The organism is Streptomyces sp. V4I2 (assembly GCF_030817655.1).
Lineage (GTDB): Bacteria > Actinomycetota > Actinomycetes > Streptomycetales > Streptomycetaceae > Streptomyces > Streptomyces plumbiresistens.
Genome location: NZ_JAUSZM010000004.1, coordinates 87,615 through 112,923, shown reverse-complemented (window position 1 = coordinate 112,923; position 25,309 = coordinate 87,615). Strand labels below are relative to the sequence as shown.

17 protein-coding genes and 4 pseudogenes are annotated in these 25,309 nt (G+C 69.8%); 7 read left to right on the top strand and 14 right to left on the bottom strand.

Going from position 1 to position 25,309, the window contains the following annotated elements; genetic code table 11:
• Nucleotides 1–296 precede the first annotated feature (296 nt).
• The 11 genes and pseudogenes from QFZ76_RS50595 to QFZ76_RS50545 form a co-directional block, all read right to left on the bottom strand.
• On the bottom strand, nucleotides 297–524 hold the full coding sequence (locus QFZ76_RS50595) for a hypothetical protein (protein WP_307680504.1): 228 nt from the start codon (nucleotides 522–524) through the stop codon (nucleotides 297–299).
• A 155-nt stretch (nucleotides 525–679) separates the two neighbouring features.
• Nucleotides 680–1,594 carry a replication-relaxation family protein gene (locus QFZ76_RS50590; protein ID WP_307680503.1) on the bottom strand — a complete coding sequence of 305 codons (915 nt, stop codon included), beginning with the start codon at nucleotides 1,592–1,594 and terminating at the stop codon, nucleotides 680–682.
• Nucleotides 1,591–4,212 (bottom strand): ATP/GTP-binding protein, encoded by a 2,622-nt coding sequence (locus tag QFZ76_RS50585; protein ID WP_307680502.1) that lies wholly within the window; start codon nucleotides 4,210–4,212, stop codon nucleotides 1,591–1,593. The genes QFZ76_RS50590 and QFZ76_RS50585 overlap by 4 nt, the downstream gene beginning before the upstream one ends.
• The gene (locus QFZ76_RS50580; RefSeq protein ID WP_307680501.1) at nucleotides 4,188–4,835 is read right to left on the bottom strand and encodes a hypothetical protein; all 648 of its coding nucleotides are present in this window, start codon (nucleotides 4,833–4,835) and stop codon (nucleotides 4,188–4,190) included. The genes QFZ76_RS50585 and QFZ76_RS50580 overlap by 25 nt, the downstream gene beginning before the upstream one ends.
• On the bottom strand, nucleotides 4,832–5,941 hold the full coding sequence (locus tag QFZ76_RS50575; RefSeq protein WP_307680500.1) for a C40 family peptidase: 1,110 nt from the start codon (nucleotides 5,939–5,941) through the stop codon (nucleotides 4,832–4,834). The genes QFZ76_RS50580 and QFZ76_RS50575 overlap by 4 nt, the downstream gene beginning before the upstream one ends.
• 35 nt (nucleotides 5,942–5,976) lie before the next feature.
• On the bottom strand, nucleotides 5,977–8,712 hold the full coding sequence (locus QFZ76_RS50570; protein WP_307680499.1) for a hypothetical protein: 2,736 nt from the start codon (nucleotides 8,710–8,712) through the stop codon (nucleotides 5,977–5,979).
• A gap of 1 nt (nucleotide 8,713) precedes the next feature.
• A complete protein-coding gene (locus QFZ76_RS50565) occupies nucleotides 8,714–9,079 on the bottom strand; it encodes a hypothetical protein (protein ID WP_307680498.1) in 366 nt (121 codons plus the stop codon).
• Nucleotides 9,076–11,793: an ATP-binding protein gene (locus tag QFZ76_RS50560; protein WP_307680497.1), complete on the bottom strand. Its 2,718-nt coding sequence runs from the start codon at nucleotides 11,791–11,793 to the stop codon at nucleotides 9,076–9,078. Before QFZ76_RS50560 ends, QFZ76_RS50565 begins: the two co-directional genes overlap by 4 nt.
• Nucleotides 11,790–12,350 (bottom strand): hypothetical protein, encoded by a 561-nt coding sequence (locus QFZ76_RS50555; RefSeq protein ID WP_307680496.1) that lies wholly within the window; start codon nucleotides 12,348–12,350, stop codon nucleotides 11,790–11,792. Before QFZ76_RS50555 ends, QFZ76_RS50560 begins: the two co-directional genes overlap by 4 nt.
• Complete coding sequence (locus QFZ76_RS50550) at nucleotides 12,347–12,688, bottom strand: hypothetical protein (RefSeq protein WP_307680495.1); 342 nt, start codon at nucleotides 12,686–12,688, stop codon at nucleotides 12,347–12,349. The genes QFZ76_RS50555 and QFZ76_RS50550 overlap by 4 nt, the downstream gene beginning before the upstream one ends.
• Nucleotides 12,685–13,618, bottom strand: a pseudogene (locus tag QFZ76_RS50545) (conjugal transfer protein). The gene QFZ76_RS50550 and the pseudogene QFZ76_RS50545 overlap by 4 nt, the downstream one beginning before the upstream one ends.
• 714 nt (nucleotides 13,619–14,332) lie before the next feature.
• On the opposite strand from QFZ76_RS50545, the gene QFZ76_RS50540 reads away from it, so the two are divergent.
• The 7 genes and pseudogenes from QFZ76_RS50540 (at nucleotide 14,333) to QFZ76_RS50515 (ending at nucleotide 22,838) form a co-directional block, all read left to right on the top strand.
• Nucleotides 14,333–15,796 (top strand): hypothetical protein, encoded by a 1,464-nt coding sequence (locus QFZ76_RS50540; protein WP_307680494.1) that lies wholly within the window; start codon nucleotides 14,333–14,335, stop codon nucleotides 15,794–15,796.
• The gene (locus QFZ76_RS50535; protein WP_307680493.1) at nucleotides 15,793–17,226 is read left to right on the top strand and encodes a hypothetical protein; all 1,434 of its coding nucleotides are present in this window, start codon (nucleotides 15,793–15,795) and stop codon (nucleotides 17,224–17,226) included. Before QFZ76_RS50540 ends, QFZ76_RS50535 begins: the two co-directional genes overlap by 4 nt.
• 136 nt (nucleotides 17,227–17,362) lie before the next feature.
• A pseudogene (locus tag QFZ76_RS52155) lies at nucleotides 17,363–17,485 on the top strand (IS5/IS1182 family transposase); the annotation flags it as partial.
• A gap of 1,787 nt (nucleotides 17,486–19,272) precedes the next feature.
• Nucleotides 19,273–20,275 (top strand): annotated as a pseudogene (locus QFZ76_RS50530) (bifunctional DNA primase/polymerase).
• Nucleotides 20,272–21,816, top strand: coding sequence for a phage/plasmid primase, P4 family (locus QFZ76_RS50525; protein ID WP_307680492.1), 1,545 nt, complete (start codon nucleotides 20,272–20,274; stop codon nucleotides 21,814–21,816). Before QFZ76_RS50530 ends, QFZ76_RS50525 begins: the two are co-directional and overlap by 4 nt.
• Complete coding sequence (locus QFZ76_RS50520; RefSeq protein WP_307680491.1) at nucleotides 21,813–22,214, top strand: DUF6009 family protein; 402 nt, start codon at nucleotides 21,813–21,815, stop codon at nucleotides 22,212–22,214. Before QFZ76_RS50525 ends, QFZ76_RS50520 begins: the two co-directional genes overlap by 4 nt.
• 186 nt (nucleotides 22,215–22,400) lie before the next feature.
• Nucleotides 22,401–22,838, top strand: coding sequence for a hypothetical protein (locus QFZ76_RS50515; RefSeq protein ID WP_307680490.1), 438 nt, complete (start codon nucleotides 22,401–22,403; stop codon nucleotides 22,836–22,838).
• 61 nt (nucleotides 22,839–22,899) lie between these two features.
• On the opposite strand, the pseudogene QFZ76_RS52150 reads toward QFZ76_RS50515, so the two are convergent.
• The 3 genes and pseudogenes from QFZ76_RS52150 to QFZ76_RS50500 form a co-directional block, all read right to left on the bottom strand.
• Nucleotides 22,900–23,577, bottom strand: a pseudogene (locus QFZ76_RS52150) (IS3 family transposase); the annotation flags it as partial.
• A gap of 5 nt (nucleotides 23,578–23,582) precedes the next feature.
• Complete coding sequence (locus QFZ76_RS50510) at nucleotides 23,583–23,909, bottom strand: transposase (protein WP_307680489.1); 327 nt, start codon at nucleotides 23,907–23,909, stop codon at nucleotides 23,583–23,585.
• A gap of 414 nt (nucleotides 23,910–24,323) precedes the next feature.
• Complete coding sequence (locus tag QFZ76_RS50500; RefSeq protein WP_307680488.1) at nucleotides 24,324–25,085, bottom strand: hypothetical protein; 762 nt, start codon at nucleotides 25,083–25,085, stop codon at nucleotides 24,324–24,326.
• Nucleotides 25,086–25,309: the final 224 nt, after the last annotated feature.

The following is a 25,309-nucleotide window of genomic DNA, read 5'->3' as shown; positions in this document are numbered from 1 at the left end:
TATGCCAGTCAACACCCCAACAGTAAAAGGAAGTTCTCGTTTACAACTCGGGATATATCCCGTCACAACCGTGCGCCAAGGTCGATATGTCGTTCTGTGCGAAAGCGACCGTCTGACCGCTTTCCTGAGCGTCGGCCCGGCGCAGGATCTCGAGCGACCATCTCCGCCTGACGAGCTGGCCGCGCACGCCGCCAGGGGCAGGGGCGCCTCGACGGATCGCTGAACGTGGCCGACGCTGTCCGTTGCCCCGGCGGTTGGCTCGGAGGCGCTGGGAGTGCCTAGGCGGCTGCCGCTCCTCACGGTTCATGCCGCAGGGTTGGCCAGACGGTAATCACGTCACCGTCGAGGGTGACGCGTCGGCCCGGGAACTGTTCGCGGACCAGGTTCAGGTCGTCCAAGTCGAAGTCGCCGCTCCCTTCGACCACGCAGGCGCTCCCTATGCGGGAGACGGTTCGCGTTTGGGCGGGCCACTCGTGTTCCACGTGCAGTTCGGTGCTGCGAATCTCGCCGACAACCCTGGCCATCTAACCATCTCCCAAGTCCGGTACATGCATGGCACTTTCAACCCGGCCCGCTGCCGTGCAGCAGTAAACTATTCGTTCACGATAGCAAATCGCAAGCTGGTTGGCGGGCAGTTGCAAGGCTGCGACATTCCCCTTGAGGTCGTCCTGCTGCCAAGTCACAGCTCGGTCCATGGGCGCCGCTCACCGCCTGCCAGAGGCACCCAGACACCGCTGGTAGGGCCCCGGTGTTCGAGGTCGTCGAGGACTGCCGCGCCCAGCGGCACCTGCCGGGCCAGCGTGTTCACGAGCGGATGCTGCGCCACCATGGCCTGCAGGTCAGCGATCCGGTTGTCCAAGACGTACCGGGAGGCTCCGGTGAGCACGAACAGGAGCCGGGGGAACACGGGATACCAGCGCAGCCAGACGGCAGCGGGGACGGCCGACAGCCGCGAGCGCTGCCGTCCGACAGGCTGCGGTTCGTACGACCACAGCCGCGCGTATTCGATCAGCTTCGACGCGAGCCGCTCGCTGCTCATCGTCGTTCGGTCGATCTCGACGAACGCCCGCAGCTTGGTGCGCTCTTCGTCGCCGATGAGGGTGTAGTGCATGACCGCGTCAGCGATGATCTTTTCGCCGTCGCTGAGGGGATGGGAGACCTCCGGTGTCCAGTCCAGATGGCCGTGCTCGTCGCCGCGGCGGCGGGCGTCGGCGACGAACGTCAGATGGGTGCGGACCACGGTCAGCGTGTGGGGCGTTTTCAGAGAGGCGGCCGTGGACGAGGTGATCGGGTACGGGGGCCGGCCACGCAGCGCGGGGAAGTCCCGCGTGAGGCGGGCGCCCTCGCCGGTGAGGTACCAGGCACGCGAACGGTTGGACGCCGGCAGCACCGTGTAGTCCACCAGGTCTTGCTGGCGCAGCTTGTTCAGTGGTCCGGAGACGGTCTGCCGCGCAGCGTCGGGCCGAAGCAGGGCGTGGAGCTGGTTCGTGGTGGCCATCCGGTGCTGGGCGAGCGCGGCCAGCAGCTGATGCGGCAACGGTTCGACCGGACTCGGCGTGCGACCGGACGACACGGTCTCGAAGGTGGTGGTCACCGGTATCCCTTCTGCAGCCGTACGGCTGGCGGGGTGGTGGGGGCCTGCTGGGTGAGGAAGGCGCGCACACGGCCCAGTTGGTCGCTGGCGAGGGCCGTGAGCTGGTCCAGAGGGGCAGCGCCGGCCATGGCCCGGGCGGAGCGCTCCAGGGCTGCCGCGTGGCGGGGGCGGGAGTACTCGGCGAAGACGTCGTCGAGGTGCGGGCCGGTGATCCGGAAGGGTCCGACGCGGCGGCCCCTGACCGTCAGCGACATGTAGTGCTCGAACCGGTCCAGGGCGGCGACGATGTCAGGGCCGGGGCGGTCGCCCCATTCCGCGGTGATCGGGGCGATGGCGGACTGTGAACCGGCCGTGGACGCCAGGGTGGAGGCGTTCTGGACCAGGGACAGCCGCACGGGGATGGGCAGGCGGGCCAGCAGCTGTGTCATGCCGTGTACGTGGACTTTGTACTTGCGGAAGTCCTCGAACATTGCGGCGATCGTCTCCGGCGCGGCGCCGGTCAGGGTGATCAGCTCGTCGAAGTACGGGCGGAACGGCACCCGCTGGGCTTCGGGGGTGTCACGGCGGGAGCGCACGGCGCGCAGCAGGTCCCGGGCGAGCAGCGCGGTGATCAGCCGATCGGTGGGCCCGTTCCCGCCCGGGCACACCCACACGATCATCCGGGTGTCCATGGCGGCGCGGATGTTGTAGACGCCGGCCGGCTGGCCGAGGAACGCGCGGGTGACCGGGTTGGAGGCCAGGCGGGCGATCGGGTTGAGGACCACGGCGAAGGAGTCGACGGGCAGCGTCGGGAACACCGTCTGCCACCAGGAGCGGGTCTCCTCGTCCAGACGCCGCTCCACCCCGGCGAGAGCCGCAGCACGGAAGTCCGGGTCGGTGAGCAGCGCCCGCACGTGGAAGAGCGTGGCCTGGTCCTCGGGCCGCCCGGCCTGGCAGGCGGTTTCGTTGACGGCCACCAGCACCGCCAGGGCGGCGGTGAGGATGGTCAGCGCGCGGGGTGCGCTGGCATCGTCCCAGCCGAGCGCGGACGCGACAGCGTCGGCCGTGGCCTCGACGACCTCGTGCGCCACCTGGCCCTGGTGCATGCCGAGCGGGTTCCAGCAACTCACCTGCGGAGCAGGCCCAGTGGCGGTGAGGTCGATGAGCGCGATCCGCTGCATCAGCGCGTCGTGGGCCAGGAACGGCAGAGCACGGGGCCAGGAGTCGCGGTGCGGGTCTACGAACATCAGCCCGCCCCCGGCATGGGCCCAGCCGATCGCCTGCGCGAGGGCGCGTTCGGTCTTGCCGCCGCCTGCCTTGCCCACCCCGACCTCGAACAGCGTCTCCTTGGCATAGCTGGCGACCAGGCGCCGGCGGCCGTCGGGGGCGCGGTAGATGCCCTGCAGCAGCAGCTCGGGGTTGTTGAACGCGAAGGTCGGCAGGTCTCCTGCGAGCAGCGGCAGCCGGCAGTGCACCGTGGGCGGTTTGAGCAGCCCGGTCAGTTCCTCCAGCCGGACCCAGTTCGGGCGGGGCGGCTGGCAGTGCCCCAGACGCCAGCGGCGCTCGAAGCCGCGCCGGCTGGGCCAGCGGTCCGCCCCCAGCCGCCACGGGCCCACGCGCCACCCGCGCATCGCCCACCGGGAGCCGCCGCCGAACACGTCGAGGGCGGCCTGCAGCTGGGCGAGGCGGGCCTCGGCCCGGCCTTCGGTGTTGGACGCGCACATCACGAGCAACTGCACACGGACGAGGTGGTCGTCATCGGCGAGCTTGCCCAGGGCATCCTGAGGGTCCACCCGGCGGGGGACTGGTGGCATCACCAGACGGCGCCCGCCTGCGTCCCGCTTTCCGCTGACCAGCTGCTGCAACTGCCAGGACAGCGAGTCCTCGATGCCGGTGGCGTCCTGCCGTACCCACCGGGCAGCCCGCTGGGCCTCGCGCCGCTCCCTGCGGCGGGCGTCCGACATCAGCTGCAAACGGCGCGCCCGCAGCGCCCACTTGGGGGCCCGCTGGATGTCGAGCCGTATCTCGGCCAGGTCACCCAGTTCCGCCCGCAGGTCGGAGACGGCATCGATGAGCGGCTGCAACGGGTCCGGGTCCAGCGGAACGTCCCGCAGCGGGGCCGTGGGCTTGCCGCGCAGGACGAACTCCGCCCGCACCATGTGATCACGCGGCTGATCGGCGAGGGGACGAGCCCGGTTCACTGTGACGGACGGACCGAACGGCGTGATCGACAGCAGGCGTTCACCGCCGGCGGGGCCTTCGATCCGGTAGCGCAGCGGACTGGAGCCGTCCGCACGCAGCCGGATCTGCACCGCTTTCGTCCGGCGCGGCGCCCACCACGGCATGCTCGTCGAGGCCCGGGCGAGCTGGACCCCGCGGCGGAAGATCTCCTCCAGGCCAGGGTCGAAATGCCGCGACGGCACGAGCTCCAGCGCCATCCGCTCGGCCGACGCCCTCTGTGCCAGGCGGCGCACCACCAGCTCGCTCACCGCCCAGGCGATGACGGCGGCCGCCGCGGGCACCCACCAGTAGGTGATCACCCAGTCGACCGTGTGGATGACCCCGGTGAACAGTCCGAACACCGAGCCGGACGCCGAGGGGGCCGCCTGGCCGGTCAAGTAGGGGGCTGAGGCGTCCACGTGGACGCTCCTTTCGTCGAGGTGCGGGCGAAGTACCAGTCGGTGATGCGCCGGTCGGTGTAGGTGCCGCCGCGGTCGGCACCCGCCCACACCAGGTGCACCACCGCCCGGTCCGGACTGCCGTCGCGGCGGGCGACGGCGGCCTGGACACGGAAGCGAGCGGTGGCGAACGCCGGTGCGATCGCCTGCTCCGCGTCGCCGAACAGCGAGGGCCACTTGGCGCGGCCGGTCCCGGTGGCGTCCGCGCGCAGCAGGTCACGGCCGGCCTCGAGGAGCGTGTGCTCGTCGTCGGCGGCAAGGTCGGCGGGCCAGGCGTCCTCCACCGACTTCTGGATGACGGCATCGCCGGCCACGCCCTCGCCGTGCGGCGGCAGAGCGGAGGCGCTCGCCGACCGCGTCAACGCGGTCGAGGCCGTGGCCGGCGCGGACCCACTGGCCTGCGCCCCGAGGCGGCCGGGAGCGGTCACGGAGGGAGGCGGCGTCGGAGCGGCCGTGCGAGATGGCGATGAGGCTGAGGGTGCGCTCGGCGCATGCGGCACCGTCAGCAGGACCACCCCGGCCACGGCCAGGACCACAGTGGCGATCAGCAGCAGGCGCGGTGAGGGCGCCAGGGAGGTGGTCATAGCAGCCGGGCCCCTCCCGCGTATCCCGACATCGCGTTGACCGCGTCCAGGCGGACCACGGTGCCCGGACGGGCGGCGTTGACCATCTGTCCGCTGCCCAGGTAAATCCCGACGTGATAGATCGTCGCGTCCCGGCCGGGGGCGTCGGCATAGAAGACGAGGTCGCCGGGCTTGAGTGCGCCGGTGCCGAGACTGGCGGGGATCCGCTGGCCGACTCCGGCCTGGGCGGCTGCGACGCGCGGCAGGGTGATATCGACCTTCGCGTAGGCGTACGTGGTCAGGCCCGAACAGTCGAAGCCCTTGATGTTCGCGCCGCTCTTCCCGCTCGGCGAGCAGCAGAACCCGTACGTCTTGCCGCTCGCGTTGCCGCCGCCCCACGAGTACGGGACACCGCGCTGGGACAGGGCTGCCGCGATGACGGTCCGGACCTTCCCGGACACGTTCTTCAGGTCCGGGTCCTTGGCGGCCGCCGTGTACTGGTCGATCCAGCCCAGCACGTTGGCGAGGTACTCATTGGAGTGGTTGTACTGCAGGATTGCGGCCTTCAGCTGCGCCCGCTTCGTCAGATCACGGCCGTTGCCGCACAGATAGATCGCGGCGCCGAGCGCGGCATCGTCGGCGTTGTGCGGGTCGGCGGTCTTGTCGCCGCCCGCGTCCTGGCCGACGCCCTCCCAGGTGGAGGGCAGGAACTGGAAGGGGCCAACGGCACGCTCACCGCCAGAGGTGCCGTCCCATTTGCCGCCATCGGTGTCCGGGAAGACGGTGGTGTTGCCACCGGCCCCGGAACCGTTGAGGAGCACCCCGTAGATCTTCGGGCGGATGTCGCCGCCTGCGGCGATGTTCCGACCCACCGCGTGGCTGGACTCGACCTTGGCGATCCCGGCCAGGATCGGCCAGCGCATCCCCTGACACTTCGGCACATGCTTGCCGACCTGCTGGACGGCCTTCTTGTAGGCGGTCAGCATCCGGGGCGGAATGTCCGCGGCGCTGCCGTCGGCGATTCCCTCGTCGTCCTGGAGCCCGGTCTGCAATGCGACGTATGCACTGATCGCGTTGGAGACAGGAGCCGCGCAGCACACCGCGGCGAACAGGATCAGCACCGTCACACATCCCCACCGCCCAAACCGGCGCCGGGCCGGCCTCACTCGTCCTCACCGCCCTCGTCGCGCTGCCGCTGCTCCCGTTCCTGGCGCAGCCGCTCGGCGTCGGCCGAAGTGCGCCGCATCAGCTCCTGGAACCGGGCACGCGCCTCGTCACGGGTGCTGCTGCGGGCGCCTTCGCCTCCGGGAAAGACCGGCCTGGACCTGTCCGGTGACGGGCTGGCCGCAGGCCGGGGTGCGCCGCCGGGGAGCCGCGTCGGGGACGTTGGCGGGGCGCTCGGCGGTGTGCTGGCTGCAGGCGTGGTCGCAGCTGCAGGCGCGCTGGCCCGGGGGGAAGCCGGCCTCGTGCCGGCCGGGGAACTGGAGGACCCGGTCGGCCGCGGGGCCGGAGCCGGGCGGGTCGGCAGGCGACGGCTGACGAAGGGGCCGGATCCGCCGCTGTCGTCCGTGTGCTCCCGCAGGACACGGGCCACGTGACGGCCCGTGTCGGCCCAGGCCCGGCCGTCCTCGCGCACCGTGTTGCCCCACACCCGCACCTGCTGACGGGCGTCCTGGGAATAGCGCGAGCCTCCCGACCGGGCCCAGCGGACGTTCGCCGGGGCACCGACCGTCGCCCCGTATGCGGTCCGGCCACCCCGGTGGAGGATGCGGTACCCGCGCAAGCGCACCAGCCGGTTGTGGGCACGCGTCGACAGCAGCGTGCGGTCAGTGTTCTGGTCATGCAGCACCTGACCCGAGCGGCCGTCGACGACCTGGCCGTCCTCGTTGCGGTAACGATCAGGCGGACCGCCAGGACGGCGCGGCCCCCCGCCGCCCGAACCACCGTCCCCGCCGCCAAAGGAGCCGCCCGCGGGGTCACCGTCCGCCGTGGGCTTGCGCCACTTGGCCAACTGCTCCTGGTCGGGCCGTTTGCCGATCAGCAGCCAGTGCGCGCCCTTCGCCCCGAGCCGGGCGCCCAACCCGCCCACGGCCGCAGCCGCGGTGAGCGGGGCCAGACCACGTCCGGCTTCCGCGGTGGCATCGGCGAGGACCCGGCCGGTGTCCACCGGCATGCCCGCCCCGTCGGCCAGCGAGGCGAGCGCACCCGTCAGCCGCTGGCGGGTGCCGAGCATCCCGTACCGGCCGCCGCCACCTGCGGTGAAGGCCCGCAGCCCGCCGCTGTAACCGCCCATCGCAGCTGGGGAGTTCATGGCGAGCGCGGCGCCGAGCTCGCTGGTGTCGCCGGGCAGGTGGGTGCCGCCGACCTTGGCGTAGCGCATCCGCATCGCCATGCGACGCCCGAAGGACGTGATCCCGGTCAGCAGGCGGCGGTGCCCGGCAGCGCCCGCGATGGCCAGCACGTCGATCAGCAGGATCCGTTCCACCATCAGGTCGGGCCCGTCGGTGAGGATCGCGTCGACGGCGATCCCGAAGAACGGCACGAACGCGCAGATCCCCACCACCGCGAGGACCGAGATGCCCCACAGGGACAACCACTTCCACACCGACTGGCGGGCGGGCCCGGGCAGCATGCCCGCGATGAACGTGACGCCGCCGATGGCCGCGGCCGCCGCGCACACGCCCTGGGTGCCCAGCAGGACGATCGCGCTGGACAGCAGCGTGCCGCAGATGAACAGGGCGGCGATCAGCAGCAGGGCGGCGCCGCCGACCCGCCACCAGGTGGGCTCCTCGGCGTAGTCGGCGCAGGCCTTGCCCACCTCGCCGGCCTTCTTCATGTCCTGCAGGAAGGCGGAGAACTCGCGGTCCTCGTCGGTGACGACCGCATTCGAGGCGTCCAGCAGTTCCCCGCCCGGCGTGAGCTCCGGCAGGGTGCCGCCTCCGTCGGGTGTGTCGCGCTCGCAGTACTGCTTGGCCGGACCGTAGAGCAGGCTGCAGGCGTCCTTCCTGTCCTGCGAGGTCTCGCCGGCCCTGTACCCACCCGTGATCCACTTCAGGTGGACGGCGTAGGCCTTGCGGTCGGCAGTCGTGGCGGGGTCGAGGACGCGCCCGTACTGCAGCAGCATGTAAGGCTTGACGATCAAGGCGTTGGTGATCGAATCCTGGAGGGGGCGGGCCACCTCCGCCGCCGAGACCGGTCCTTCGCCTTCACGCTCCAGGCACTTCACCTCCTGCATACCGGCCATGCCGTCGCAGGGGCCGCGGCTGGCGAGTTTGCCGCCCCAGTCGTAGGAGTTGACGCTCTGCTGGGCCACCTCGGCAGCCACCTGCTGGGACTGCCCCAACGGCCCGTCCTGGGTGAGCAGGTAGTCGGGCCGGACGAACGCGGACGCGGCCAACGCCCCAATGAGCAGAGTCAGGAACATTTCGCCCAGACCACGGCCGACCCGACCGCGCACGATCATGAAACCGGTGAAAACAAACGCCCAGGCCAGCAACAGACCCTTCAGCCCGAGCGTGTCGACGACCACGTTGTCGTAGGCGTCGGCGACCTTCTGCGCCGGGCCAATCAGGATCTTCAGCAGCGGGAACCGGAAAGCCATCTCGATCGCCCACCCGGCCAGGCCGACCAGCAGCCGGATCAGGGTGAACAGCCCGGACAGGGCGAAGGCCAGGGCCTGGGTCTTGAAGGCGACGATGGAGCCGCCGGACGCGTTCAGCTCATACCCGTCGATCGGCACCCCTTCGGAGGAGGTGATGTTCAGCGGGGCAAGGAGATCTCCGGTCTCGCTATTACTGCTGGCCGCGTACACGACCTGCGTGTTCACCATGACGAACACACCGGTGAGCAGTGCCACGAAGCCTGCCGAGCGCAGGGTCGCGCGGTCTGGACGGAACATCTCAGTACCGCCCCTGTCCTGCAGGAGTGCGGCGTCGCCAGATCACCAGCGCGCCCACCGCAGTTGCGGCCGGCATCAGCATCCAAGCGGCCGCGTTGCCCCTGTCAGGAGTGGAGGATGCGGCCGGAGCGTGGTGGTCGCGCTCGCAATAGACCTTGGCCGGGCCCACGACCAGGACGCACGGATCCTCTGAATCGGACGGCGAATGGGCGGCGAAGGCATCTCCGGTGCGTGGCCACCAGGTCTCCGGCAGGCTCGGCGCGATCGCCAGAACGAGCACGCCGACGGCGACAGCGACGGCGATCATCGTGAGAGCGCTCGCGGCTATGGCGAGGCGCTGGGCGCGGCTGGGTGCGAAAGGGGTCATCGAAGTTCCTCCGGACTCTCGCCTGTGGCTGCTCTGGCGAGCGGTGCGGACCCGGGCGCGGTGGTGCGGAGTCCGGGTGTGGTGGTGCGGCGTCCGGGTGTGGTGGTGCGGCGTCCGGGTGTGGTGGTGATGGAGGTGGTGATGCGCTCGATGCGGGGGATGACGACCTTGACGCGGCCGGTGTTCTGCCGCGGGCACGCGATGAGGAACTCACCTTCGCGGCCGCGTTGTCCGACGGGGGACAGGCCCGTGGTCACCAGCCGCAGCAACTCGGGGTCTCCCGAGTCGAGGCCGAGGAACTCCAGCCCGCGGCGGGCGCGTTCGCGGTCGGTGGTGCGGGCGAGCGCGCGGTAGGCCATCAGGCCGCGGTCGGGGCCGAGTTCCTCGGCGTCGTGCGACCCGGCGATCAGGCCGGCGCCGTGCTTGCGGCCGTCGTGGAGGATCTCGTGGACCAGGGCGGTGCCTTCGGCCGACGAGGTGAGCCAGTACAGCTCGTCCAGCACCACGGAGGTGAACCGCTCCGGGTCCTCGAAAGCCGTCTGCCGGGCGATCGCCGCGATCAGGTAGAGGACCGCGCGGCCGATCAGGGCTTCTAGCGGCTGCTGGTGCAGAACTTCGGGCTTGTCGAACGCGGCCTTGGGCGGCAGCTTCAGACCCGTGGTCGTAATCACGATCATGTCGGAGGCGTTCGAGGCGTCCAGTCGCACGGGCGGCAGGCTCGGGTCGAACACCATCGCGGCAAGAGGGTTACTGGCCACGACGCGGATGAGGCCGGTGAGGGTGGCGGCCGCGTCCTGCCGCTTGCCCACTTCGCGCGTGGCCATCTCCTGAAGGACCTGAAGCACGCGGTGCATGGACGGCTGGTCGCCGGCGGCGGCCTGCTCGACGGCGTGGTGCAGGACCTCCCCGTTGGTGCTCATCGGGCCGATGCCGAGCTGGAGCGTGAGGTAGGACAGGGCGTAGTGTCGGCCTTCGGGTCCGTCGAACATGCGCAGCGGGTCGATGGACACCTCCGCTTGGGCGGCGTCGATGATCTGGCAGCGGCCCGCGGCAGCAGTGCGGGCGAAGGTCGCCCATTCCCGCACCGGGGTGCGGTCGATGCAGATTGCGACCCCGCCGCGCGCCCACACGGACTCGGCGATCAGCTTTTCCAGGACGCTCTTGCCGGCGCCGAGATCGCCGATGATCCCCATGGAGGCGGAGGCGTCCTGCTTCGGCGCGTCCGCCACGTTGATCATCACGGGGCGGGTGGTGCCGCAGTCCAGGTCGAGGCCGAGGAACATCCCGTTCGGGTCGCCGACCTCCGCGGTGGTGAAGGCCCCGCCCAGCGCCCAGTCTTCGCTGACCTGATGCTGGGTGAACTCCCGTACCACACCGGGCCGTGCGGTGCCGGGCAGCCCGAGGGTGAACAAGGCCTCTTGCAGCCCGGCGGGGCGCACGGCGCGGTAGTCGGCGCCGCCGAGCAGTGCGGCCAGGGCCCGGGCGCGGGCGTCGCAGACGGCGGCGGTCGGCCCCCACACGGTCAGGACCGTCACCGACTGGACCTCGACCTCCACGCTGGTGCGCGACAGGCGCGCGTCCAGCTCGCCCAGGTCGCGGGCGGCGTCGGTCAGCGAGGCGGGCATGCCGGTGGGGCGGGCGTCGTACTGGTCGGCCTGATCGACCAGTTCGTTCTTCTTGCGCCGCACCTGATCCCGAGCCTTGTCGGCCGGCACCAGGGTGAGGTCGACGGTGTAGTCGACGGGGAAGTCCAGGGTCTCCAGCTGCGCGAACAGGTCAGCGGCGTCCTGGCTCACGGCGGGCGGGCACTCGGCGAGCGCCAACTGCGCCTGATAGCCCACCCCGGCGTCGCACTCCACCTGCAGCCACCGCCGCCGCAGCGGCGAGGACGTCCCCAGCCGCCACCACGCCGTGCGTCCCGAGCGGCTGACCCGGTCAGCGCCCGCCAGGTCCTCGTAGTCGAGGTCGGGATCGACGCCGCCCTCCTGCAGACGGACCTGACCGAGGTCGGCGTAGCTGGGGGAGCGCAGCACCCCCTCGCGGACCTGCCCGCCGTACAGGTCGCTGGTCTCGGCTTCGGTGAGCAGCGGCTCGGCAAGGCCGCGGTGCAGGGCGTGCTGGATCATCCACACGATCTCCGCCGGGCGGGCCGGGCGGAAGGCGACGCTGCCAGCGAGCGCAGCTTCTATCCGAGAGGCCTGCTCGCGGTAGGAGGTCACCTCACGGCGTGCCACGGGCGCGGCCCGCATGCCCAGCATCGGCGCGACGTCCGCCCACATCGCCCCCAGCGACGCGGTCACCTGTCCGCCGGCGGCGTCGTTGCGCAGCGGCACCGCCAGCCAGAGTGTGCGGCGGTGCATCTCCTGCTCGCCCAGCAGGTCCAGGGTGGCCTCGACGTTCTCCACCCACGGATGCGTACTGCCGGGGGGCTGGTCGCCGGGCTCGATGCCCTCGATCATGCGCAGGGCGATCTCGCCCGGGTCGACCTGTGCGCACAGCCCGAACAGGCGCGGCGCCCCTGTCAACGAGCGGATCAAGTGTGTGATCTTCGCGAGCTGTTCGTCGCGGACCGCGGCCGGGACGTAGGTGCCCTGGACGGTCTCCTCGCGGTGGCCGAGCGCGTCCGGTCCGGGGTGCAGCCGGTAAAGCGCCCACACGCTGCCGTGTGTCGACCACACGAGGTGCCCGGCGATGTGACGGATCGGCACCCTCACCTCGCACCCCCCGCCTGTTCGGCGAGGGCGAGCAACTGCTGGACACCCGACACCGGGTGCGCCTGCGGCGCCGGGCGCGGCCGCATGGACGGACGAGCCGACGGGCCCCGGTGCGCCGTGCGGCCGGCAGCAGGCTGGTCGACGCGGGACGTGGCCATGACCGGGACAGCGGGAGCAGCCTCCTCAAGGGTGAAACCGCCGAACAGGGGACGGGACATGCGGTCCCGGGCGGCCCTGCCGCCCACCCGGCCGCCCTGCGGCTGCCAGGCGAGCAGCACCCAGCCCAGCGCAGCCTGCAGCGGAGCGCGCCCCTTGATCTTCGGTCGGCGTACCGCCCAGACCGTCAGAACCCAGGCCACGATCGGCACCGGGCCCATCCACGACCACCAGCTGATCGTCTTGACGAGCAGGAAGCCGCCGCCGACCGCTACCGCGATCTGTGCCGGGGTGTAGGGGCCGAGGGGGATCTTCCAGTCGGCGACTTTGCCCAGCACCCACGGGTGACGGCGGGCGGAGGTGTAGAAGCGGCCCACCCGCCCCGCGGTCGCCGCGCTCACAGCCAGCCTCCCGCGCCAGCGGAGCGCACGCGGGCAAGGGCATCGGTACCGCGCCCGACACCGGGCACAGCGGGCGCGCCCTTGGCCGGGTTCTTCACCTCGTCGGTGAACATCTCCGCCAGGTCCTCGCGGGAGTCATACAACCCCAACGCGATGATCATCAACAGCAGGGCGCCGATCCCGGCTTTCAGGCTGAACTTCTGGATCATGATGACGACTACCAGCACGATCAGACCGGCCTGCAGACCCTTGGTCGCCCAGTCCTCGAACATGGTGATCCAGCTGTCGCCGAGGTCGTCCAGCTGCCCGGCGAGCATCAGGCTGTGCACCGTGGTCACCGGGCACCCCCGTCCCGGGCGGTTCCGGACTCCAGAGCCGCGACTTCCCAGCGACCGGAGCGGGACTCGAGAGCGACGTCGTACGCCAGCGGCCAGCGCCCGGAGTCATCCCGTGCCTCGACCTGGACGCGGACGCGGACCTTCGTGCCGTCGGCCGGCACCCGCTCAGCGGCCGCGGCCTCCTCAGCCCCCCACACCTCCTGGACGGTGACTGCGGTGTACGGGGTGGGGGGAGACCGGCGACAGCTTCACGCCGGGTGCGAGGTAGCGGTCCACCTCCCCGGCCCCCGTCAGGTACGCGCCGAAGAACTCGCCGACGGCCAAGGACAGATCGCCCTCGGACGGAACGCTCACCCCGTACGGCGACTTGGCCACCGCGGCGCGCGCCGGGCCGGCCACTACACCGGGGGCGCCGGTCACGGTGACCGAGGCGCCGCTCGCGTCGGCGGCCATGGGAACGACGAAGTAGCGCAGGCGTCCGTCGGCGTATTGCGCAGCCACGGTCACGGCCCACTCGCCGTCACCTTGCTGCGCACTGCGCACAGCGGTCACCGTTGCCCGTTTCGGCTGCGCACTGGTGGCCGGGTCCGGCAGATCGACGTCCGGCGCAAGAGACTGCGCAAGCCGCGCCTGCGCACTGTTCGCGTCGTCGGCGCTGCTGCGCAACCACGCGTCGACGAACACCTGCGCATAGCCCGCCGGGTCAGCGGTGGCCGCCGCGGTGCGCACGGCGGTCGGCGTGTCCGAGGGGGCGGCCGCGACGGTGGTCGGGCCGGACATAACCGCGACGCCCAGGGCGACAGGGCCGGCCGCGATCGCAGTGAACAGGGCCAGGCGCGTGAGGCGGACGCGCCGCCTCATCTTCTCCAGCTCGACACCTGCGGCCATCGGGGCCGCGTCGCTCTCCGCTGCCTGCTTGCCAGGGGACATGGTCAAACTCCCAGGTCAGAACGTGTACTTGCTGACCTTGAGAAAACCCGCCGACCCCGACCCGACCACCGACCACGAGCCCCCGACCACGATCACGATGAGGACACAAAGCCCGTGGTCGGGGCTGTGGTCGGCCCGACCACAGCCCCGACCATGGCCTCAGACGGCGACCAGACACGCCTGAGCCCTCCATCGCATGGAAGGTGGTGGGGACGGGGAACTGGCCCGACGAGCCCAGGTGCAGAGGGGGAAGCGCCGACGGATCGGGCACGCGCCAGCTCCCGGAAGAAAGCTGTGGGAGGCCGTGTTGCGCACGACCCGGCCGAGTGCGCAGACCCCCGTCGACGACGCCTGTCCACTGTGCGCAATCGGCTGCACATCCGAATGCGCAGGACCCTGGAAGCGTTGCGCAGCCGACTGCGCAATGAGTGACGGTGCCGTTGCGCAACCGCGACTGCGCAACCTTCGGCTCGCACCGGGGAAGGGCCGTGGTCGGCCCGACCATGAGCCCGACCACGGCAGCCCAGTGCGCATGTTGCCGGATCGTGACCGGTGGTCGGGGGTTGTGGCCGTCAGCCTGGTCGGGGGCGCCGGGTGAGCTGACGGCATGGATCTCGCTCACGTCACCTCACGCAGCGGCCCCGGCCACGTCGCTCCCGCACCCCTGCTCCAGGCCATCGGCGGCCGCACGAACATGGCGCGCGAGGAAGCACGATGAGCCGCTTCGGGCCGGGGATCCGCCGGGGAGTGATGGCGGCGGACCAGTTCACCCAGATCGCCAACAGCCTCTTCCGCGACCCCGAGATCTCCTTCAAGGCGAAAGGCATCTTCGGCTACATCAGCACGCACCGCGCCGGCTGGCACGTGACGGTCGCCGACCTCGTGCGCGCCGGACCCGACGGACGCGACGCCGTACGCGGCGGCCTGAGCGAACTGCAGCGGCACGACTACCTCAACCGCGAACAGCTCAGGCACGACGACGGGACGCTCGGCGAGATCGTGTACTCGATCACGGACCGCCCCGCACCCGTCGACACCGACCCTGCCGCGGCGACCGGTTCGGTGTTCGCCTCCGCGCCGGCGGATGAGGCACCACCCGGCTTCGGGGCGGGAATCCGCCGTGGGGTGATGGCGGCGGACCAGTTCACCCAGATCGCCAACGGCCTGTTCCGCGACCCAAGGCTCTCCTTCAAAGCCCAGGGAATCTTCGGACTCATCAGCACGCATCGGGACGGCTGGCGGATGAGCATCCCGGACCTGGCCCGCCGCAGCCGCGACGGCGAGGCAGCCGTCAAGAGCGGCCTCAAGGAGCTCGAGAAGCACGGCTTCCTGCTCCGGGAACGCGAGCGCAACCCGGACGGCACCCTTGGCGCGGCCGCGTACTTCATCACCGATCTGCCCAGCCTGCAAAACAGCAGGTCGCAACCGATGTCGGGATTTCCACCGGTGGATAACCCGACGTCGGTTAATCGCCCCACTAAGAACACCAACAGAAAGAAGACCAACAAGCAGAACACCAGCACCGTCCCTCCGTGCGACCGGAGCGACGTCGCGCGCACGCCCGAAGGAACGGACCGGCCGGACGCACCAGCGTCCACGCCGCCTGCCCTCCCGGCGGATGAGATGCACCCGGGGATCCAGCTGCTGCTCGAAATCGGAGCGAGCCGTCCGGAACTCCTGCTGACCGGGAAGGTTCTGACCGATCAGGGCCGCGTGGCCACGGTGATGCTGGAGGCCGGCTGGAGCAGCGAGCAGCTGCGCCATGTCATCACCGACCGGCCGTTGCCGCAGCCGGTGCGCACCTCGGTCGGTGCGATCATCGCCGCCCGCCTGCGGGCCGCTCAGGCCTACCCGCCGCCCGCCACGCTGGATCGCACTCACCACCGCGGTGACGCCGTGGAGGACGAGTCGCCCGCCTGGCCGTCGGCCGAGCGGTCGTCCACGGCGTCTGCCGCCCGCTCGGTGACCGAGGCCCTGACCTACCGGGCGCTCGTCGAATGCGCCGGCTGCGGCGTTCCCGCAACTGCCCCCGGCGAAGACCTCTGCCCGGCCTGCCTGGGCTGGCCGCTGTGCCGAACCTGCCCTGGACCCACTCCCCGGCGCGCCCGCCCTGACGGCGACGGCCGCTGCACCACCTGCGCCACCGCATCGACCTTGCTGGAAGGAAGCACCCCATGACCACCTACGCACCGCCGACAACCGGAATCGCTCAGCGGCTGAGCCCGTTCAGGCAGCAGCCGCAGAGCTGGGAGAGGAAACGGTCCCGCGCCGTGCGCGGAGGGCACGTCTGCTGCGGCTCCAATTGCGCGGCAGGCTGCGAGCCCGTCCTGATCCGCGAACGGACGGCATGGGGATGGATCGACTGGACGGTCCCGGCCGACGGCAGCCTGCCCAAACACCCGCACCGTCTCGCCGTGTTCACGCCGATCGCGACCCAGTGCCAGCGCCTGGCCCTGCGCTGGCTGGCCAGACGACCGACACACCGGATCAGCCTCGGCATAGTGACCATACGGCTGGCCACGACCGTCGTCACGGTACTCACCCTGGTGGCGGCCGCCCTTGCGCTCATGCACGGCGTCCCTCTCAGCATCGTGCTGCCGGCGGCGGCCTTAGCCCCGCTGCTCGTGGAGCACCTCCCCGACCGGTTCGATACCCGCGCTGGCGAGAACGCCCGGATCGTCGAGGACGAAGCCGCCTGCCGTTACCTGCAGCGTCTCGCCGCTCTGCAGACCGGCCTCGTCCAGGCCGCCGTCGGCAGTGACCGCTATGAGGTGCGGCGCGCCGTCGAGATCGGCCACCACCAGCTGTTCGACACCGCCGACCTGCTCCAGCGCCACGACACCCGCTCGGCCTCCAGCGAGCTCATCGCCCGGGAGCGGCTGATGCTGCAACTCGCCGTCCAGACCCGCCAGATCGTCACGCCCATGCAGGGTGGCGCGGCGGCTGCCCGGCACGACCGGTCTGGCGAGCAGCCGCCGCTGGGTCCTTATCCGCCCGCACCCCACCGGCCGCCCCGGCCCTCACCCGGACACACGACCCCCATCCCGCCGACGAAAGAGGAAACGAACATGCCCCAGGACGGTCAGCCCGCCGACGAGGTGTACCTGCTCTTCGCGCACGAGGCCTACTACCCAGCCGCTGCGCAGGAGATCAACACCTCGCTCGTCGCCGCAGCCTCCCTGCTGCACCCCCGTGTCCGGCAGCCTGACGGGACCCGCATCTACGAGTGCCTCACCCGCGGGCGCCGGCCAGGCGAGATCGTGCCGCTTGCCACGCTCACCCACGAGCTGGACGGCGGTCGGCTTTGGCCAGAGGTCGGCGACTGGGCAGCGGTCACCGCGGATCTGCTCCAGCTCATCCAGGACGAGGAATGCGATGCCCTCAGCCTGGGACTGCCGCACATCGCCCGTGCCCTGGTGTGCTCCGGCCCGCACAGCGAGGTACGGGTCTACGACCCAGCAGCCGGGCTGCATCGGGCATACGGGCCCGCCGAACGGATCGAGGTCCTGGTCGAAGTCGGCAGGCAACTGGCCTGGGCGCAAGCCGGGTGCGCCCTGTGGCCGGGCGACAGCCTGCTGGCTCCCGCTCATTCTGAGGCCGCCACCTGATGTTCGGCTGCGCAGCGTACGAGGTCTGGGCGGACTTCCGCCGACTGATGAGGCGGTGTACGCGCGTCGCGCGCTGCGGCCGCCGTCGGACAGGGCAGGCAGGAGGAGACTGCACCGGGCCAGGGCGGCGTCCGATCTGAGTGATCGGTCCGATGCCCGCTGGGAGTTGATCGAGCCGGTCCTGGTGGCCTGGCGGGCCGAGCGGCGGCGGCATGCCCTGGACATCGGGCGGCCGCCCGAGCACGACCTGCGCGAGATTGAGGTGACGTGACGTGCGCCTCGTGCGAGGAATGGCGGTCAGCGTCCTCGCCCAGTTTTCACGGAACGATACGGGGCCTGCGGTGGGTGGGCGCTTATGGCGAGGGCGCGGCGGGGCAGAGCACATCGTGCCCGTAGCGGGCGCGGGCTCGGTCGGCGACGCCTTCGATCGCGAGCGGCTTGTCGTCGCCAGCGTCGAGGGTGCGTCGGCATAGACGATGGCCATGTCTGAAAGTGCTGGCGGCGGACCCTGTAGACCAGTGCCGGCATGGAGTGCTGGCTACGCGTCGGTTCTCGAACTCGCTCGGCCCTCCTCGACCGAGAACCTCGATGGACCGCTATGGGGGTGTGCTCGGTGCTGTGATGCTTCTACCCTGCCGAGGCTGCCGCTGCCCGCCGAGCGCTGAGATCGATTACCCCTGCAGATGGAAGGCGGAGCTGTCGGAGCAGGTACGTATGCAGCAAATCTGACTCTTCAGGGCGGGGTTGAGGAGTCGGGTTCCCGCGTCTGAGGAAGCGTGTGCGGTAACTGCCCCGAGCGAAGTACTCCATCCGCCGCAGCTGGGCAGTTGAGGCCTGCGCCTGGACATGGGCGGGGAGGCGCTCGTGAAGGCCAACGGCACGTGTGGTGGTGGAAACATGCGGTGTGCTGTGGATGCCAAGTACCGCTTTGACGGCTTCGCGCCGGGCCACCACGAAGCTCAGGCTGGGAAAGTACTCGCTGCGGGGAGTCGCAGCGGGAGACAGCGCGCGGCACGCTTTCAGCGCGCACGCCTCGCTGATCCGGTATGTCGGATGTGCAGGGGAGAGCCAAACCCAGGTCAGCGCCGCCTCGAATCTCGTCGCCTCGGAGCACAGCGTTTCAAGGCGGGTGCGGGGCTGGGCTGTGGAACCGATCTTGATGTACGACATGGGGCCGGTCAGTGCGATCACGTAGATGTAACCCGTGCCTGCAGGGGCTCTGCTGGGCGTCCGGTTCTTCTTGCAGTAGTTCCGTAACCACCCTCGTGGATCGTTGTGCACCAGCTCAAGCATGTACGCGCCTCTCTTCCTTCCGTTCCGGGCAGTAAACCGAACGGCTCTGACACCGGCCCCTGCTGGTTGGCAGCCATCGGCCGGCCTGTTGAGCAAGGAGGCGGCTCTGCCTACCAGAGCGACTGAAGCGACTCGCAGATGGAGGTGCCATCGCACGGCCGCGGTCGCGAGCTGATTGTTCGAGGCTCAGTCGCTTCAGTCGCTTGGGTCCCTGGGGGTGATGGGAGGGAGTAACCCGGGGCGCAGCTACTCAGCGACTGTTCGGTCGCTGCTCCCCGCTGGCGTGAAACACGCAGGTCAGCGTAGTGACAACGACTTCGCAGCGACTGAAGCGACTCAAGTCCGGGGTATATGAGGACATTCATGTGTGTGCGTGTGCGTTATATATAGGAAGCTTCAGTCGCTTCAGTCGCTGTTTCAGGTCCTGAGTGGTGCCTTACCTGGGGTTTTCTGTCGCGTGGAGTAGGAGCGACTGAGTTCGTTCGGTCGCTGCGGTGTCTGCTGGGTCGCTGCAGTCGTGCTTCCGGTCGCATCATCGACACGGCATCAGGGTTCTTTCGCATGGGCTCCGCGACCTCACGCGCCACGTTCGCTACGCTGTGTCCGTCGTTGAGTCGCTTCGGTCGCTGATAGGGGGTGCGAATGCCTGCTGAGCTGCGCCTTTCCGGCAGCGACTCACGGCAGCCCGCCCCTGAGTCTTCAGTCGCTGCCACCCTGGCCACCGCCAGCTGGTGCGCGCGCCGCGGCTGGCCCGTGCATCCCCTCGCCGCCGGCCGCAAAACCCCGGCCTCGAACTGCCCTCAGTGCCGCACCAATCCGCACCCGCCCGCCGAGTGCCCCTGCCTGCCCGCAGGCCGTTGGTGCCACGGCTTCCACGCCGCCACCCTCGACCAGCGCCGTATCACCCAGTGGTGGGGCGCCCACCCCGAGTTCGGCGTCGGCGTCGCCTGCGGCCCGGCCGGCCTGGTCGTCATCGACATCGACGCTCACCCCACCCAGCCGCCCACCCGGGACCGAATCCTGCCCGGAATCCCGATCGGTGACCACGTCGATCTCACCGGCTTGGCCAACGGCTACCACACCCTCGCCGTACTGGCCGCCCTGCGCGGCCAGCGCAGCCCCGCGGAGGACGACGCCACGCTGCGCGTTCGCACGCCCTCAGGCGGCCTTCACGTCTGGTACCGGGCGGCCGACAACCGCCGCTGGCGCTGCTCTTCCGGCTCCAGCCAGGGCACCGCGCTGGCCTGGCAGGTCGATGTTCGCGCCCACGGCGGTTACATCATCGCCCCGGGCACCACTACCCGCGACGGCACCTACACGCCGCTCGACAGCGTCCGCGAGCCGGCTGCCCTGCCCACTTGGCTCGCCCAGGAACTCGAACGCACCGGCCATCTGCCCGCCCCCCAGTATCCCCGCTCCTCGGCCGGTCCCGCCACGCGCCCAGCAGGCCGTACTCGCCGCGGGCGGCGGCCGCGGCCGCACCCAGCGCATGCTCGCCACGGTCCTCGCCCCTGTCGAGGCCTGCGGCCAAGTCCTTGAAGGCGCCGGGTTCTCCGACACCCTCAACCGCGCCGCCTACACCCTCGGCGGTCTCGTCGCCGCTGGCCGCCTCACCGAGGAAGAAGCCGAGCAGGCCCTCACCCAGGCCGCGGCCGCCGCCCGCCCGGGCCAAGAGCGCCGCGCCGCCCAGATCATCCGTAGCGGACTCGCTGCCGGCGGCCAACACCCCCTCCACACGCAGAGGGGCCCGCGATGACGTCGCATAGCAACGAGACAGAGGCCCTCTTCGAGTTCGACCCCGAAGCCGTCGCCGCCCAGATCCGCAACCAGCCCCACGCCGCCCAAGCCACCACCGTTGCCCTGCCCGCCCAGACGGGCGCTTCCAGGGCTGCCGCCGGAGAAGCGACCTCTGCCGGACTGCTGCCCGATACCCTCACCGACCGAGGCAACGCCAAGCTCTTCGTCAAGCTGTACGCCAACGACTACCGGCACGTCCCCGGGATCGGCTGGTACCGGTGGGACACCACCCGCTGGCAGATCGACGAAGACGACACCGTCCTGTGGGCCGCTGGCGACCTCGCCGAAGCCATCGCGGCCCACGACCCACGCGGCCTGTTCACCACACAAGCCCTGCAATCCCACCGCCGCCGCGCCCTGTCCACCACCGGCATCAACGCCATGCTCACCCAGGCCAAATCCGCCCCCGGCATGGTCCTCAACGCCGCCCTCCTGGACGCCGACCCCTACGCCCTGTGCACCCCTGACGGCATCGTCGACCTGCGCACCGGGCTAGTCAAAACCCCGGACCCCAACAAGGACTTCCACTCCCGCTCCACCACCGTCGGCCCCCAGGCGCTGCCCACTCCGCGCTGGGAACGCTTCCTGACCGACACCTTCGGCGCCGATACCGAAGACCAGCAGATGATCTCCTACCTGCAGCTGCTGCTGGGCTACTCCGTCACCGGCGACGTTGGCGGACAGGTCCTGCCCTTCCTCTTCGGCTCCGGCAAGAACGGCAAGTCCGTCCTCCTCGACGTCCTCATGAAGCTCCTGGGCGACTACGCGGACGCGGCCCCGCCCGGCTTCCTGATGGCCCGCCCCTACGAAGGACACCCCACCGACCTTGCCGAACTCCACGGCCGGCGCGTAATCGTCTGCTCCGAGGTCAAGCACGGCGACAAATTCGACGAGGCCCGCGTCAAACTGCTCACCGGCGGCGACCGCATCAAAGCCCGCCGCATGCGCCAGGACTTCTTCAGCTTCGAACCCACCCACAAACTCTGGCTGCTGGGCAACCACCGCCCCGAAGTCGGCACCGGCGGCTTCGCGTTCTGGCGCCGCATGCGGCTGATCCCGTTCGAGCGGATCGTTCCCGACCACCGCAAGATCGACAATCTGGCGGACATCCTCGTCACCGAAGAAGGCCCCGGCATCCTGGGCTGGCTCATCGACGGCGCCCGCCGCTACCTCGCCGGCGACCGCGACCTCACCGGCCCCGAACGCGTCCGCATCGCCACCACGGCCTACGCGGAAACCGAAGACCACACCGGACGCTTCTACGAGGAATGCTGCACCCTCGGCCCCGAACTGCGCGCAGAGCAGACCGCGCTCTACGCCGTCTACCGGACCTGGTGCCAGAATGAGGGGGCACCGGCCATGTCCTCGCGTGCGTTCGCAGCCCGCACCCGGGAACTTGTCGGTCTGGCCTCACCGAAGCAGATGATCCTGTCCAACCAGCGCAAGCACTACCCCGGCATCGGACTGCTCACCGACCACGAGAGGGAACCCGACGCATGAGCTCCCTGATCGAAGAAGGCGAGATCAGCCACGAAGCCGAACTGGTGTGGCTGGAAGACATCGACGGCCTTGACTACGTCCGCCAGAGCATCGACCGGCTCCCCACCCGCAAGGGCAAGCCCGCCTACCACCGGCCCGGCCGCATGGTCGGCTACGCCCTCCTCGACACCAAGGCCAAAGCTTCCCGCGCGTCTGGCACCTTCCGCCGCCGCGTCTTCTGGCTCTTGCCCCACGACCGCGACAGCGAGCCCGAGGGTCTGTACGCCAAGAGCGCGCCCGCCGAAGCCGTCGACCCCCGCACCCTCGAACCCCGGATCAAGGGCTACAAGACCGAACGCTCCGAAGGCGGCCCGCCCTCGACCGCCATGCAGGAACTCGGCATAACGCTCCCACTGTAGCGAGAAGGATTCCGGTGCAGTTCAGAGTTCTGGAACGGTTTAGCCGTCCCCCCGAGTCGTCGAAGGACGCGTTCCTGGTTCGCGACAACTGGGATGATTACTCGTATAAAACGCTCTTTACGCTCTACTGTTTCGACGGCCTCCGTCAAATCGAGGTCGGCAACGTCAGGATTGCGACGTTCGGGGGTGTGTACAACTGACACACCCCTGGGCGGCGGCAAACTGTGGCAGACCCCGCGTTCGGTGGTGGCCGCGATCGACGAACTCCTCGAGGACCACACCGACGCCGAGATCGCCGACATCCTCAACCAGCGCGGCCTGACCAGCGGCAAAGGATGCTCCTTCCACCGACTCCTGGTCCGTGACATCCGCGAGAACTACGAACTCCGCAACCGCCACGACCGCCTGCGCGACCGCGGCCTGCTGACCGCCCCCGAACTGGCCGTACTCCTCGACGTCAGCGTCCCGACCATCTGGAAGTGGCACCGCGCCGGACTGATCGAGGGCGAGAAGTACAACGACAAGAACGCCTGTCTCTACCCGCATCCGGGCCCCAACCCGCCCCGCGTCCAGCAAGGCATCCGCCTCGACCGCCGCCGACCGGCGGCAACACCCTCAAAGTGAACTCGATAGGAGAAGAGGTGCAGTGTGATGACAAGCGTTTGTCGTAGGCGTCTCCGACTGATCCGATCGAGGCGGCGATGCCGGCGGCGTCCAGGTGCTCGGCGAGCCGGAAACTCGTGTATTGCGACCCTGCGTCCGAGTGGTGGATCAACTCGCCTGGCTGAACTGGGTGTTGGTCGCGGTCGCGCTGCCAGATCGCCATCTCCACAGCGTCCAGGACGAAGACCGTTTCCTTTACGGTGGCCGCGGACCAGCCGACGATCCGGCGGGAGAACGTGTCCACGACGAAGGCGACACAGACAACACCGGCCCAGGTCTTCACGTGGGTGAAGTCCGCGACCCAGCAGTGGTTCGGGGCGGCAGCGACGAAGTCGCGGTCCAGCAGGTCCGGCGCCCGTTCGGCCTGCCCGCCGGGCAGCGTAGTGATCACGCGTTTACCACGGACCGCCCCAGTGATGCCGAGTTCACGCATCAGGCGTTCGACGGTGCAGCGGGCCACGCGGCGTCCCTGCCGGTTCAGCTCACGCCAGATCTTCCTCGCCCCGTAGACGTGGTAGTTGGCCTCGAAGACCTTGCTGATCTGTTCCTTCAGTTCGGCGTCCCGCACGGTCCTGGCCGACGGCGTGCTCCGCCGTCTGTGGTGGGCGTAGTAGGTGGAAGGGGCGATCTTGCAGTCGTGCTCGGTGAGCGTCCTGCAGATCGGCTCGACGCCGCCGAAACGGTCCCGGTGCTCGTCGATGAACGCTACGAGCGTGTGTGTGGCCGGTCGAGCTCGGCCGCGAAGAAACTCGCCGCGGCCTTCAGGATCTCGTTGGCCCGCTTCAGTTCGGCGTTCTCCTTCTTCAACGCCTTGAGCTGGGCGGACTCCTCCGTCGTCGTCCCCGGACGTGTCCCCGCGTCGATCTCGTGCTGCTTCACCCAGTTCCGCAGCGTCTCGCGGGAGCCGATGCCGAGCTTCTCGGCCACCGCCTGCAGGGTGGCCGTCTCGTTCGGGTAGTCGTCGCCTACTTCGGCGACCATGCGCACCGCGCGACGGCGGAGCTCGAGCGGGTAACGGGAAGGTCGTGCCATGACTCGATCCCTTCATGAAATCGAGTCTCCATTCGAACCGGGGCGGTTCACTTTCTGCTTGCCTGATCACCTGCCGGACAGCACGCTCCATGAAAGCGCGAGGCTAACTACCCGGCCTTGGGTGAAGGCCCGTGCAGTCACTTTCCGCAGGTGGGCCAGTGTCAATAGGGCCTGCTTGAAGCAGCTCAACTTCCGCCATGGTGAGCGAAGTTCACGCCTTCGGGTGTGGACGAGCCAGGAGACATGCTCGACCAGCTCGTACGGGACGTCGAGCATGGAAGGATACGGAACCAACGAAGCCCCCCGGCCGTCGGCGTGTTGAGTGAGATCATCACACCAACGACGAGGGACTTCGCCAGGCCACCACCACGCTGACCAGCCTGTTTCACTCCTCAGACCGAGGATGAAATAGGTTCAGTGAGGTGTCAGTTCGCCGGCTTCGAAATACAGCTCGGTGTCGGCCTCGATCTCGACCGTGACATGCCCGCCGTTGACCGCGGCGACGGCAGCCGCTCGTTCACCTTCCTTGAACTTCCCGCCGGGCTCGTCTGGACGACCGGTGACGGTGACCTGGATGCCATGGCGCAGCTGGTCATCGGACACCTCCATGCCCTGGACATCGGCCGTCATCAGGTGATCGAACTCCTGACGGCTCGTGGGCTGGAAGGGGCCGGTGATCCAATGCGCTAGGAACCGCTCGGACCCCTTGCCGAACAGGAGGTACGTCAATTCCTCCGGCTGTTGGTCGTCCGCGGTGAATTTGTGGTGGTTGACCACGTTGGCCACCTCCACCACGACATCGGTTGCGATCTCGACAGGCGTCTCGGGGTGGGCTTCGGGCTGTTCAAAGTGGTTGCGGAACAGACTCCCGGTGAACGACGTGCGGGCGGGCGGTTCGCCGGCCTCGCCGGGATAGAGGTCGGAGAGCGTGAACACCTCGGGGGCAAAGGTGTAGAACCGGGCTTCCGGGTGCGCCTTGCGGTCGTTGCGATACGCGCGGTGGGCAGCCCCGAAGGCAGCTTGCACGATCATCTGCTCGTTGTGCGGTGGTCCGGGCATCGGCAGGTGGGAGAGGAAGGGGGTGTCGTCACCCACCACCGCCATGCCGTGGAAGGCAGGGGCGTCGGGTTCCGGGTGTCCGCCTGAGTGGTGCATGTGGCCGCCGTGTTCGTCCATGGCTCTCCACCTGTTCGCTCGGACCCGCCGGGGGCTGCTGTAGATGACGGCGGTGTGTGGGTGAGAACGCGGTCAAGGATCCCGTGTGCGGGAACGACCGGCCCGGGTGCGCGAGGAGCGTCCTGGCGCGCCTGTGCCCCTGTCTCAAGGATGTGACCGGCCGGGGCGTGACGCATCTTGGGAGGCCGGCCCGGTGCTGGGCTGGGAATCCACCCGTTCAACGA

What these genes read in the sequence shown, in the direction of transcription:
- QFZ76_RS50595 (WP_307680504.1), bottom strand. Translation starts at nt 524, where the DNA reads ATGGCCAGGGTTGTCGGCGAGATTCGCAGCACCGAACTGCACGTGGAA.
- QFZ76_RS50580 (WP_307680501.1), bottom strand. Translation starts at nt 4,835, where the DNA reads ATGACCACCTCCCTGGCGCCCTCACCGCGCCTGCTGCTGATCGCCACT.
- QFZ76_RS50570 (WP_307680499.1), bottom strand. Translation starts at nt 8,712, where the DNA reads ATGTTCCGTCCAGACCGCGCGACCCTGCGCTCGGCAGGCTTCGTGGCA.
- QFZ76_RS50565 (WP_307680498.1), bottom strand. Translation starts at nt 9,079, where the DNA reads ATGACCCCTTTCGCACCCAGCCGCGCCCAGCGCCTCGCCATAGCCGCG.
- QFZ76_RS50540 (WP_307680494.1), top strand. Translation starts at nt 14,333, where the DNA reads ATGAGCCGCTTCGGGCCGGGGATCCGCCGGGGAGTGATGGCGGCGGAC.
- QFZ76_RS50535 (WP_307680493.1), top strand. Translation starts at nt 15,793, where the DNA reads ATGACCACCTACGCACCGCCGACAACCGGAATCGCTCAGCGGCTGAGC.
- QFZ76_RS50525 (WP_307680492.1), top strand. Translation starts at nt 20,272, where the DNA reads ATGACGTCGCATAGCAACGAGACAGAGGCCCTCTTCGAGTTCGACCCC.
- QFZ76_RS50520 (WP_307680491.1), top strand. Translation starts at nt 21,813, where the DNA reads ATGAGCTCCCTGATCGAAGAAGGCGAGATCAGCCACGAAGCCGAACTG.
- QFZ76_RS50510 (WP_307680489.1), bottom strand. Translation starts at nt 23,909, where the DNA reads ATGGCACGACCTTCCCGTTACCCGCTCGAGCTCCGCCGTCGCGCGGTG.
- QFZ76_RS50500 (WP_307680488.1), bottom strand. Translation starts at nt 25,085, where the DNA reads ATGGACGAACACGGCGGCCACATGCACCACTCAGGCGGACACCCGGAA.